Below are 11,634 nucleotides of genomic sequence, written 5' to 3'. Positions count from 1 at the left end.
CCGCCCGCTCCAGTGCGTCCAAAAGCACCTCCGGGCGCATTCCCTCCACACCCAGCTTCCCCTCTTTTCCGGCCTTGCGCTTGCGGCGCTCCTTGCCGTATAAATCCGGGATATATGCCTGCTTCACCCGATCCTTCGGCAAAGCGCCCTTGAGATAATTGCGGATGACAAAGCCCGCGCCGTCGCTGTCCGTCAGCACGATCAGCCCCCGCTCCTCTGCAAGACGGCGGAGGAGGGCAAGCTGCTCCTTGTCGTTGAACACGGCGAAGCCTCCCACGGGGAACACGGCGGCGTCCACCGCCTGACGAAGGGTGTTTTTGTCGTAGCGGCCTTCCACCACAATCACTTCCCGCACCTTTCTCATCGCTTCTGCGCCCCCAGACGCACCAGCAGCAGCTTCAGCTCTCCCGCGCTGTCCACGCCCTTTTCGCTCTTCATCCGCCTGTCCAGCACCTGACACTCCTTTACCGCCCGGGCGCACCAAGCCGCCGTGGTCTTTTTCGCGGCGGACAGCAGCAGCCGCACGGGATAGTCCGACTTATAGCCCCACAGGCTCATCAGCCAGTATTTGTCCTTCCCGCTGTCTAAAGACAGTCTGGCCGTGTAAATCCGGCGAAGCTGCGCGCCCAGCATTCCAAGAATCAAAATCGGCTCGGTCTGCATTTTCAAAAGATCCCCCAGAATCCGGGCCGCCTCATCGTAATTTCCCGCCAGCACCGCGTCGGACAGCTTAAATACCTCTGCCGACAGCACCGGGTCCGCCACCGCGTCGATGTCCTTCTCCGTGACAGTCTTTCCCCTCGCATAAGCGCCGATTTTGGCAATCTCCGGGACAAGACCGGTCATCAGCGGACCGCAGAGGAAAATGAGATACTCCGCCGTCTGCCGGTCGATTTCCTTGCCCAGCGCCCGAAACCGCCGGGCAATCCATGCCGTTAAATCACTGCTCTCCGCCTGACGGAACTCTACCGCCCGGGCATGTTCCGCAAGCGCGGAGCACAGCTTTTTCATGGTTTTGTTGGGCTTATAGTCCAAGGTGTCATAGGAAAAGACAACGCAGCAATAGGATGGAACGTCCTCCAAGAACGAAATCAGCCGTTCCCGCTGGTCTTCGCCCAGCTTAAAAATATCGAAATCGCTCACCTGAAGCAGCGTCCGCTCCGTCATCATGGGCATCGCCTCCGCCATTTCGGAAAGGGCCTGCACTGTCAGCTCTTTCCCCTCCAGCCGGTGGTAGTTGAATTCCTCAAAGCCCTGTGGAATCAGTTTTTTGCGCAGCTCCCCCAAATAGTATTCCCGGAGGTACGCCTCCTCTCCGTAGAAGATGTAAACGCTGCCCGCCGTTCCGGCGGACAAATCCTCCTTCAGCTTTTGAAACGTCTTGTTTTCTCTGGGCTTTGTCGTTTGATAAGCCATGTTCATCTCTCTCACTTTACAGAAATATGGATATTTCCCTGCCGGTCCGTCCGATAGACTGCCGCACCCGCCTTGGCAAGCCGCCGCAACGCCTCGTCCGACGGGTGACCATAGTTGTTCCGACCCGCGCTGACCACGCCGATTTCCGGGCTAAGCGCCGCCAGCAGTTCCTCTCCCGTGGAATATTTGGAGCCGTGGTGGCCCACAATCAGCGCCTCAATATCCGGCAGAGGATAGGCGGCAAGAAGCTTTTCCTCCGTCCGGGCGTCCATATCGCCGGTGATGAGCAAATCAAACTCCCCGGCGGTGCACAGCAGGGCAAGCCCGCTGTCGTTGTCGCTGCCGGTGCCCACCGGCGGATAAACCGTTAAAACGCTGTTTCCGATGGCCAGCGTCCGTTCCTCCGTCACCAGTTCCACCGCCGCGCCGTGACTTTCCGCCGTTTCCGTCACCCATTCGCGCAATCCCGCGTCGTCCCATTTGTCCGGCAACAACACCGTCTCCACCCGCAGGCGGTTCATCAGATCCGCCACGCCGGAGACATGGTCATAATCGTAATGGCTCAGCACCAGATAGTCAAGCCTTTGGCAGCCCATGCTGAGAAGTTGGTCGGCGGCATCCCCGCCCGCGCCCTTCCAACTGGCTGAAGAACCGCAGTCCATCAGCGCGAACTGGCCCCCGGAGGCCATGGCGGTGCAGCTTCCCTGCCCCACATCCACCGCTACAATGTCAAGCGTGCCCCATGTATAGAAAACCCTGCCCAGTTTCACCGTCAGCATCAGAGACAGCGCCGCCAGCACCGCCGCCGCCGCATATTTGCGGCGGGACTTGGGCTTTCCCAGGTACGCCGCGCCGAACAGGAGGTAGAAGTATACCAGCCAGTATTTCAAAAACGGGTTTGTGTAATACAGCGCGTGGTACGGAATTTTTGCCAGAACCTCCACCACCGCCAGCACATAGGCAATCAGCCCTCGCGGAATCAGCGCCAAAAGCACGGCAGGTGTTATCCATGCAAACGACAACAGGACGGAAACCAACCCCACCCCGAAAATCAGGCTCACCGCCCACAGACACAGGAGATTGGAAAGGGGCGAAACCAGCACCAGAAAGTTGAAGTAATACGCCGACAGGGGCAGGGTGAACACCAGCGACCCCAAGGTAGCGGAAAAGCTGGCGGAGATCGTCTGAACGATCCGCCCCCGCTCCCTGTCGCCCAGCAAAAAATGGTTCAGCCTCGGCGTCATCCATAGCATGCCCGCCACCGCGCCAAAGGAGAGCTGAAGTCCGACGGATGCGGCAGCAAAGGGATTTTGGAGTAAAATCAGCAGCAGAGCAAAGCTCAGGGCCGTGGGAGAGTCCCCCTCCCGCCCACACGCGGGGGCTATCAGCAGCAGCGACAGCATCACGCAGGCCCGCACCACCGAAGGGCGCGCCCCGGTGAGCAGGGCGTAGAATATCAGAACCGGGATGGCCACGCACGCCGCTGTCCGGCGGTGCTTTTTCCCAATCAGTGCCAGTGTCATCGCCGCCAGAAAAGAACAGTGCAAGCCGGACACCGCCATGATGTGGTAGATGCCCGCCTCGCTTAAATCCGTCCCCGCCGCTTCGCTCAGCAACGTGGTATCGCCGGTGAGGATGGCGGTCATAAAGCCCGCCGCCTCGCCGGGATACAGCTTTGCAATCTTCTCCCGCATGGCCTGTCCCATCCGGGCAGGCCACCATCGGGGCGAGGACGCGCTTCCGTCTCCATACGCCGCTTCTCCCCTACCGTAGGCCAGAAGAAACACGCCCCGGGAGGTAAAGGTCGTCACCTCGTCATCCTGTATCTTTGACGCACTTTTGAGCCGCAGGTCGTCCGTCACCGTTTGGCCCGGAAGCAGCTCCAGCAGCGACGCGTCCCCGTAATACACGGCCCGCACACCCCGCAGGCCCGGAATGTCCGGGCGCACCGTGACCTTTGCGCCGTAAGCCGTCGTCTGCGGATAGTCCGTCAAAACCATGGTCACAGCCGTCAGCTCCCGCTCCGCCAGTGCCTCCGCCGGAGCCTGCACCAAAAGCGCAAATGCCCAATTGTACCCCAATGCAAAGGACAGGGCCGTGCAGATCAGAACCGCCCGATACCGCGCCGGTTCCCGCAGCAAAAGCGCCAGAACGCCCAAGCCCAAAGCCGCAGCCGAACAAAGCAGCAGCAATCGGTCCGGCAAAAGAACCTGCGCCAGAAAAATCCCCGCGGCAAAGGCGGCCGCCCACGTCGCCAGCTTCCTCATTTCTTTCCGTGGGGCGAGGGTCGGTTGGTCCTGCCCAGAAGATAGTCTGTACTGACGCGATACAGCTCCGCTAGCGCAATTGCTGCCCAAACGGGGATTTCCCGCTCTCCGCTCTCATAGCGGCGGTAGACGCTGCGGTGCATATTCAGGTACGCCGCTGCGGCGGCTTGGGTAAGGTCGCGGTCTTCTCTCAGCTCCCGGATACGCCTGAAATACATGGCCTCACCTCATAATGTGGATTATTCTGCGGGTTACGAAGCCTCCACGGCCCCGGTTTTCGGACTGATGATGCACACATAGCTGTTCCCCCGCTCCAGATTCAGCGGTGTTCCGCCCTGCGTGGTATAGACAAAGGGACTGTTTCGATTGGACCTGCTCCAATGGATGGGGATGGTCTTCCCTCCGCAGAAATACGCGCCGTCTCCCTCGCCGGTGGTCCTCACCTTCATCCGCCCGTAGGAATCCCCGGAAATCACGGAGATATTTGTCTCCAGCACCAGCAGGTTTGTCACCGCCACCTGCTCCCCCGTGTCTTTGTCCACATACGGCGCGTCATACTGCCCTACAAGGTATTTACGGCTCTGCGCGTCATATTCAAAGGTCCCGGTTTTGTAGACCGAGAACTTTACCCGGACATGCTCCGCCAGTTCGCCGTTGAGGGGTGTTGCGTCATCCACAAACTTCTGCCCGTAGGTATAATTGGATTTGTGCTCCGTGGAAAAGCGGCCCTTGGCCAGATACGCAAGAATGTTTTCTCCGGAGGTAATCATGCTGTGCTCATAGCCCATGGTCTTTTTCCGTTCCTTGTCCCGCCAGAAAATCTCCGCGTCGGACCCGCCATTGACTCCGTCCATGTTGTCCACGTTCCATGCAGCGAGGTCGGAATACGCCTCGGGGCTGCCCCCGGCGTGGACGTACAGCGCGTCGTGACCCAAGGCCAGTTCGATGTAATAGGGGCGGCTGGAACGGACGCTGCCAAGCTCTCCCACCTGCGCTCCCTCCAGCGTCTGGTAAAGGGCCAGCATCCGGGTAATACCGCCCTCGGCGGTGACCTCGTAAATAACATCCGCCAGCGAGGGTCCAAGCTGCGGCTGGGCCTCCTTGAGATTGTTCAGCATCACCGCCACGGGCCGCAGAGTTTCATACTCCGGTTCCATGGGAAGCCCCGTCAGAGGGTTTGTGCCGGAGGGGACATATGGCGCCGGCTCTTCAAGCACCTCCGGCGCCTGGGCGGAGACGGCTGCGGACGACTCTGCCGGAGTGGGAGGTTCTTTTCCGCCGCAGGCGGAAAGGCTGATTACGGTCAGAGCCGCGCACAGGAGCGAAAAAAATCGTTTCAATAAACGTGCCGCCTTTCGTCAGCTTTTTCCTTATCATCCCACCACGGGGCCGCTCCGTCAAGTCATTTTGCAGGTTTGCTCTGTACAAACCGGTCTAAAGCAGCTATAATAGGTCGTAAGAGACAGCGCCTTAGCGGCGCAGGGAGGTGGTTCCATGGCCGGACACGGCTTTATTCACGATCATCTGGAGATTAAATTTCTGATTTTGTACATCGCCGCTCGGGTCATCGAGCCGGTGCCCTTCGACGCGGTGCTGGAACTGACGCTATGCGACGACGCCATTGATTATTTCGACTTTTCCGACTGTCTTGCAGACCTTGTAAAGACAGAACACTTGACACTTTCCGACGACGGTCTATACGCCATAACCGACAAGGGACAGAGAAACAGCGAAATCTGCGAGTCCAACCTGCCCTATTCCGTCCGCCTGCGATGCGACAGGAATCTGTCCGACTACAACCGCCGTCTGCGGCGCAAAAGTCAGGTACAGGCCTCCTCCGTGCAGCGGCCCAACGGAACCTGGACGGTGGCCCTGTCCCTGTCCGACGATATGGGCAGCGTGATGGATATGGAGCTGATGATGGTGCGGGAAGACATGGCCAAGGCGGTTGAAAAGCGCTTTCGCCAAAGCCCGGAGCGGCTGTACGGCCAGATTGTGGATTTACTTCTTTCCGATGGGCAGGATGAAAAAAGCGAAAAATAATTCAATAATCATAAAAGTGCTTGAGGAAGTAACTTCCTCAAGCGCTTTCTTTTTTCCTGCTGTTGATGATCTTTTTTCAAAAAACACGTAGATTGGGGAAATAAGCAGGGGCAGGCGCGGTTATTCCGCGTCTGCCCTCTTTTATCAGCGGCTCAAAAATGCGAGATTTTTGTCCGTTACGAAATTCTGAACGCTGTAACTCACCACAATGCTGTCCACCCCGTTTTCCCGGGCATACTCCGCCGGGGACAGATGGTAATACCGCAGGTCCAGCAGGTGAACCTCCGCAAAAGTCTGAGACAGGAACGGAGCCATCGCGTCGGCATAGGAGTCCCGTATCAGCAGAATTTTGCGGTCCGTGGCGGCGTTTGGATTTTTGACGATGCACACTGGACGATTGCCCCCCAAAAACGAGGAATATTTATCCTTCTTCGTAAGATACGAACGGTCATACAGCGGAAGGTGCTCTTCCCCGCTCTCCTGCGGGTCGGTCACTGTCACGCCCTCCTCCGGGACGTAATACTCCATGGTGTCCGGCGTCAGCCAGTGGACGCCGGAGGTGGAATACAAGGTTCCATTAAAGTCTGCGCTGACCGTTTCCGGTGTAAAGGAATCTATACTTACAGGCTCTTCATCCAAAGCCTCACACAGAACAGCGTAGCCGTAATACGCGCCCAGGCTGGTCCAGTGGTGGTCTGTGCGGTAGTAGAGTTCCTCTTCCGCCCGGTCTTGAAGCGCGGAGAGATACTCCACCCCGGAAACACCCGTTTCTTCCAGCGCCCTTTGGATAAACACGCTCTGGTTTGGAACCGGCGCACCGTCGGGCAGTCTGTCAGCCCAGATTTCCGACGCGGTGGGAATCAGCCCCAGATACACAGGGACCTCCGCCACTTCCGCCAATGCGGAGACATAGCCAAGATTTTTTTCTGCCTGCTCTCCCGGCTCGTTTCCTTTGTTAATCAAGGTATCCCCGCACAGGTATACGCCCCGGAACTCGGACTTTCCCAAAAGCTGTTCCGCGCGGGCCTTCAGGCCCGTCCAGCCGTCCCGCCCCGGAAACTGGTCGGCAATATAGCTCTCCGCGTCCGTCATAAACGTTCCGTCCGCAACGCTTGCTGCGGTGAGAGCCGGGCGTTTTGCCAGCGTCCGGTTTTCCGCTTCGGACCATGCCCGGTCCGGCAGCGCCAGATGCAGCGTCCCAATGCCAACCAAAAATGCGCAGAAAAGGGCGGAGAGGAACATCCCATATTTTTTCGTCATGCCCTCACCCCCTAAAAACGGAAATACAAAAACGGATTATAACTGTTGTCCACTAGATACGCCGTGCACACCGTCAGACCCGCCAGCATCAGCAAAGGCGCAGCAATTTGCCGTACCCGCTCCGGCAGCCGCACCCACAGGCGCAGGCCCAGCGTGGTGGATGCAAAGGCCAGAATCACAAGGGTCAGGCCGTAGCTTCTCAAAAGATACCCATCTCCCGCGCTCCACAGTGTCCCGCCGCCGAAGCAAATTTTCAGATACGCGGCGCACCGACCCAAATCCTCAATGGCAAACAAACCCCAGCCCACGGCGGCAATCATCAAAGTATAAATTCGCTGCACCGCCACAGGCGCACGACTGAGCGCGCCGCCCAGCACGTATTTCTCCAAAATCAGCCACGCGGCAAAATACTCGCCCCAGAGAAGAAAATTCCAGCTTGCCCCGTGCCAGATGCCCGTCAGCGTCCAGACAATCAGGATGTTTCTAAGGGTCTTCCACTCCCCGCCTCGGTTGCCGCCCAAGGGGATGTAGACATACTCCCGGAACCACCCGGTCAAAGACATATGCCACCGCCGCCAGAACTCCGTGACAGATTTCGCAAGATACGGGTGGTCAAAATTCTCGGGAAAATGAAACCCGAAGATATACCCAAGTCCGATGGCCATATCGGAATAGCCGGAAAAGTCGAAATAGATTTGCAGGGAGAACGCCGCCAGCCCCAGCCAGCCTCCCGCCGCCGTCAGCGTCCCGGCGGACTGGGCCGCTAGCTGCGTCTCCCACAGTACGCCCACGGCGTTTGCCAGCAACACCTTTTTCGCAAGGCCCACGGTAAACCGCAGCACGCCCCGGGCAAAGCCCTCCGCCGTGGTGCGGCGGGAATTTAACTCCAGCGCCACCTGCTTGTATTTCACGATGGGGCCTGCGATCAGTTGGGGGAACATGGTGACAAAGGTCCCGAAAGCCACAACATTCCTCTGCACCGGCGCGTCTTTGCGGTACACGTCAATGGTGTAACTCATGGTCTGGAACGTGTAGAAGGAAACGCCGATAGGCAGATGCACGTTCATATCGGGCAGGGCAAGGCCCGGGATCAGCGAGAGATTCACGGCAATAAAATTATAGTACTTAAAAAAGCCCAGAATCAGCAGGTTAAAAATTACGGACTGGGCCACAAACCATCGGGCTTTTTTATCCTCGTTCCGGTATTTTTCCACCAGAAGCCCGTGAGTATAGTCAATAGCGGTGGACAGGAGCATAATGAGGACGTAAATTCCCTCTCCCCAGCCGTAAAACAGCAGGCTCGCCGCAAGCAAGACCAGATTCCGCCACTTCAGCGGAACAACAAAGTACAGCGCCAGCGAAACAGGGAGATAAAAAAACAAAAATACGGGACTGCTGAATACCAACGCGGCGCCTCCTTTCTATCATGTAGGGAAATGGCCGCGGCTTAAAAACCGCGGCCGGGCAGCGCTGTTGCTCAGGACGCGAACAGCGCGTTATAAGCTTCGGTCAGCTCTTTCTGGTTTTCCCCGGAGACGATGAGGGCGGCGTAGCTTCCGTTGACGGACACCTGCGCGTTTTTCCACGTCTCAATGGTGCTGGGATACCACGCCCCGCCGTCCACCTGATCGTCCATCCGCTGCTGGAGGATGTCCTTGGCGGCCTCCGCGTCCTCCGGGGAATTGCACTCCATCAAAACCAACTCCTCCGCCGTGGCGCTGATCATGACCGAGCGGGCGATAAACTGCTTTGTCTCAATGTCTTTCAGTCCCGGATAGTAGATGTCCAGCACGTCTTCAGGCGTCTCCATCATGTTCTCGTCGCTCCAGTTCAGCTTTTCGGCCATAGAGTCGTAATAGGCGGTCAGGTCCGGGTGCTTGTCCCCGTTTTCTCCGCAGGCAGTCAGTCCCATCATCAGCACAAGCGCCGCCGAAATAAAAAATAACAACTTTTTCATAGCAATGTAATGTTCCTTTCATTTTTCCGGTCGCAGCCGGAAGTCTCACTTTGTAAACGGATCAAATGGGAAAAATGTTCCCGTCATCATGCTGGATTTTCTTAGGCACACCCCTTATGGCGGATGGCGTTCGTCCTTGATTTTTTTGCTTTTCAGAGGTATGATAGCAGAAACAGCAGGCGATTTCAATGGATATTGCTGCAAAGGACGCATCTGCCCGCAATCACGAAAAACAGAACCCCACCAACCGCCTGCGCACCGATTTTTCAATCATAGGAAAGAGGAACTTTATGTACAGCTTCCGCAACGATTACAGCGAGGGCGCACACCCCGCAGTGCTGAAAGCCCTGACCGAGACGAACGAAGAACAGACCCGGGGCTACGGCCTGGACCCCCGCTGCGCGGCGGCAGCGGAAACAATTCGCAGTTTGTGCGCCGCGCCGGAGGCTGACGTGCATTTCCTTGTGGGAGGCACGCAGGCAAATATGCTGGTGATTCACGCGCTGCTCCGCTCCTTTGAGGCGGTGATTGCGGCGGACAGCGGCCATGTCTCCACCCACGAGACGGGGGCGGTGGAGGTCACCGGCCACAAGGTCTGCACCGTGGCCTCCCCCGACGGGAAGCTGACACCGGCGCTTGTGCGGCAGGTGCTGGACGGACACGACGGCTCGGAGCACATGGTTCACCCCAAGCTGGTCTACATTTCCGATACGACGGAGATTGGCACCGTCTACACAAGGGCGGAGCTTTCCGCCCTGCGGGATGTTTGCCGGGAGCGAGGGCTGTACCTGTTTTTGGACGGCGCGCGCCTTGGCTCTGCCCTGACGGCGGAGGGCAGCGACCTTACACTTTCCGATCTGGCGGCGCTTACCGACGTGTTTACCATCGGCGGAACGAAAAACGGCGCGCTGTTTGGCGAAGCCGTTGTCATCTCAAGGGGCTGCAAGGCGACGGACTTCCGGGCCTATATGAAGCAGCGGGGCGCCATGCTGGCAAAGGGCCGCCTGCTGGGCCTTCAGTTCTCCGCCCTGCTGGAGGACGGACTGTATTTCAATCTGGCCCGCCATGCCAACGAGATGGCTCAGCTTCTGCGCCGGGGCATCGAGGCGCTTGGCTACGGCTTTGCTTCCGACTCCCCCAGCAATCAGATTTTTCCCATTTTCCCCGATACAGTGGTGAAGGGTCTGGAGCGGGGCTATGAGTTTGAGTACAACGGCCCCGCAAGGGACGGCCTGACCGGCATCCGTCTTGTGACAAGCTGGGCCACCCCCCGGGAAGCTGTAGATCGGTTTTTGCAGGATTTGGCCGCTCTATGAGTATATAAAACTCCCCCTGCCGATATGTGGCAGGGGGAGTTTCTTTCTTTAGGAGGCAAACCCGAAATACCGCATAATGCAGTTATAAATGCCCTGCGCGAACTGATACTGGTTATCCCGCAGCTTCTCCATGTCGGAGGGATTGGACACGTACGCCATCTCCACCAGAATAGAGGGCATATTGGTCCTGCGCAGAACATACAGAGACGGCCTTGCAATCACGCCGTTGCGTTTTGTGCCGACGGCTTCCACGATCCCGTCCAACACAGCCTCTCCCAGCCAGTTGGACTGGGTGTAAAGCTGATAGATGTAGACCTCGGTGCCGTTAATTGCGGGGTTGGGGTTTGCGTTGACGTGGATACTGATAAAATAATTGGCGGGCCACTCGTTGGCCATGCGCACCCGCTCTGCAAGACTGGTTGAGTTGTTGGTGCCAAGAACCGTGTCGGGCGTGGGCCTTGACAGGCGCGCTTCAAAGCGGGGGTCGCTGTTGAGCATCTCCGCCAGATACACGCCCACCTGATACGTAACGTCCTGCTCGTCAAGCCCGTACCAGGACGCGCCGGTATTGTGATAGCCCGTCGGGTTGTGCCCCTGGTCAATAAAGATCTTGATTGCCATGCTAACACTTCCTGTTCCATGATGAGGTAATATCCCTGTATCAGCATCATATTCACCGCCGGGGTCGGAAGTGCAAAGCAGCGGGACCGGGCCGGGCACCCTCCCACACCGTTAAACCGCCGGAAAAGCGGAGGGAGGCAAATCCTGCGGATTCGCCTCCCGATCATACATATATGCCGCCCGTTTCTCAAACGCGCTTTTGCGCCGTCAATATTTTCCCGCGGTCATTTCAGTGCGGGCACCGGGAATTTCCCGAACCTTGCTTTGGAGGGCTTGACCGGGCTCTCCTCCGCCGTCTTCGACCCTAAGTCCCTGCGCCGCTCCCTCCCACAGTCTGAATTTTTGGACCTCCTGACGCAAACTGACCGCCTGCGCGGACATCTCCTCACTGGTGGCGGAGTTTTCCTCCGCCGTGGCGGCGTTGGTCTGCACCACGGAGGAAATTTGGGAGAGTCCTTCCCTGATCTGCTCGATGGCTCCGGTCTGCTCCGAGATAGACCGCTCGATTCTTCCAAAGCTCTGCGTTGCCTCCCGGGCCGCCGCGTCCACATCCTTGAGAATCTGCGCGGTCTGATTTGTCAGCTCCGTTCCCCGGGCAACCGTTGACACAGAATTTTCAATCAACTCCGCCGTTTGCTTGGCGGCCTCGGCGGATTTTCCCGCAAGGGTCCGCACTTCGTCCGCCACCACCGCAAAGCCCTTGCCCGCATTACCAGCCCGGGCGGCCTCAATGGCGGCGTTCAGCGCCAGAATA

The 11,634-nt window shown here is 58.1% G+C and carries 12 protein-coding genes; 2 read left to right on the top strand and 10 right to left on the bottom strand.

Annotated features, from left to right (window positions below; all coding sequences use genetic code 11):
- The 5 genes from B2W96_RS03990 to B2W96_RS03970 all read right to left on the bottom strand — a co-directional run.
- The coding region (locus B2W96_RS03990; protein WP_293008786.1) for a toprim domain-containing protein at positions 1-364 on the bottom strand (364 nt) is incomplete at its 3' end.
- The gene (holA, locus tag B2W96_RS03985) at positions 361-1,416 is read right to left on the bottom strand and encodes a DNA polymerase III subunit delta (RefSeq protein WP_293008784.1); all 1,056 of its coding nucleotides are present in this window, start codon (positions 1,414-1,416) and stop codon (positions 361-363) included. The genes B2W96_RS03990 and holA, both read right to left, overlap by 4 nt.
- An 11-nt stretch (positions 1,417-1,427) precedes the next feature.
- Positions 1,428-3,683: a DNA internalization-related competence protein ComEC/Rec2 gene (locus B2W96_RS03980; protein ID WP_293008782.1), complete on the bottom strand. Its 2,256-nt coding sequence runs from the start codon at positions 3,681-3,683 to the stop codon at positions 1,428-1,430.
- Positions 3,680-3,901 (bottom strand): helix-turn-helix domain-containing protein, encoded by a 222-nt coding sequence (locus B2W96_RS03975; RefSeq protein WP_293008780.1) that lies wholly within the window; start codon positions 3,899-3,901, stop codon positions 3,680-3,682. The genes B2W96_RS03980 and B2W96_RS03975 overlap by 4 nt, the downstream gene beginning before the upstream one ends.
- 33 nt (positions 3,902-3,934) lie before the next feature.
- Positions 3,935-5,023, bottom strand: a complete 1,089-nt coding sequence (locus B2W96_RS03970; protein WP_293008778.1) for a DUF3048 domain-containing protein — start codon at positions 5,021-5,023, stop codon at positions 3,935-3,937.
- Between the two features lie 154 nt (positions 5,024-5,177).
- Here B2W96_RS03970 and B2W96_RS03965 point away from each other — a divergent pair, with 154 nt between their 5' ends.
- On the top strand, positions 5,178-5,726 hold the full coding sequence (locus tag B2W96_RS03965) for a DUF4364 family protein (protein WP_293008776.1): 549 nt from the start codon (positions 5,178-5,180) through the stop codon (positions 5,724-5,726).
- 144 nt (positions 5,727-5,870) lie between these two features.
- On the opposite strand, the gene B2W96_RS03960 is transcribed toward B2W96_RS03965, so the two are convergent.
- From B2W96_RS03960 to B2W96_RS03950, 3 genes are all read right to left on the bottom strand, one after another.
- Positions 5,871-6,986 carry a DHHW family protein gene (locus tag B2W96_RS03960; RefSeq protein ID WP_293008774.1) on the bottom strand — a complete coding sequence of 372 codons (1,116 nt, stop codon included), beginning with the start codon at positions 6,984-6,986 and terminating at the stop codon, positions 5,871-5,873.
- 11 nt (positions 6,987-6,997) lie between these two features.
- Positions 6,998-8,392 carry an MBOAT family O-acyltransferase gene (locus B2W96_RS03955; RefSeq protein WP_293008772.1) on the bottom strand — a complete coding sequence of 465 codons (1,395 nt, stop codon included), beginning with the start codon at positions 8,390-8,392 and terminating at the stop codon, positions 6,998-7,000.
- Positions 8,393-8,463: 71 nt separating this feature from the next.
- Positions 8,464-8,943: a DUF4358 domain-containing protein gene (locus tag B2W96_RS03950; RefSeq protein WP_293008770.1), complete on the bottom strand. Its 480-nt coding sequence runs from the start codon at positions 8,941-8,943 to the stop codon at positions 8,464-8,466.
- A 290-nt stretch (positions 8,944-9,233) separates the two neighbouring features.
- Between B2W96_RS03950 and B2W96_RS03945 the strand changes: the two genes are divergently transcribed.
- The gene (locus B2W96_RS03945) at positions 9,234-10,259 is read left to right on the top strand and encodes a threonine aldolase family protein (protein WP_293008788.1); all 1,026 of its coding nucleotides are present in this window, start codon (positions 9,234-9,236) and stop codon (positions 10,257-10,259) included.
- 48 nt (positions 10,260-10,307) lie between these two features.
- Here the strand turns inward: B2W96_RS03945 and B2W96_RS03940 are convergent, their stop codons facing one another.
- Positions 10,308-10,880 (bottom strand): N-acetylmuramoyl-L-alanine amidase family protein, encoded by a 573-nt coding sequence (locus tag B2W96_RS03940; RefSeq protein ID WP_293008768.1) that lies wholly within the window; start codon positions 10,878-10,880, stop codon positions 10,308-10,310.
- 207 nt (positions 10,881-11,087) lie between these two features.
- Positions 11,088-11,634: methyl-accepting chemotaxis protein (locus B2W96_RS03935; RefSeq protein ID WP_293008766.1), on the bottom strand; the 547-nt coding region annotated here is incomplete at its 5' end.

Origin of the sequence: Oscillibacter sp. UBA6647 (assembly GCA_002455655.1) — a bacterium.
GTDB lineage: Bacteria > Bacillota > Clostridia > Oscillospirales > Oscillospiraceae > Oscillibacter.
This window is presented reverse-complemented; position numbering and strand designations above follow the sequence as displayed.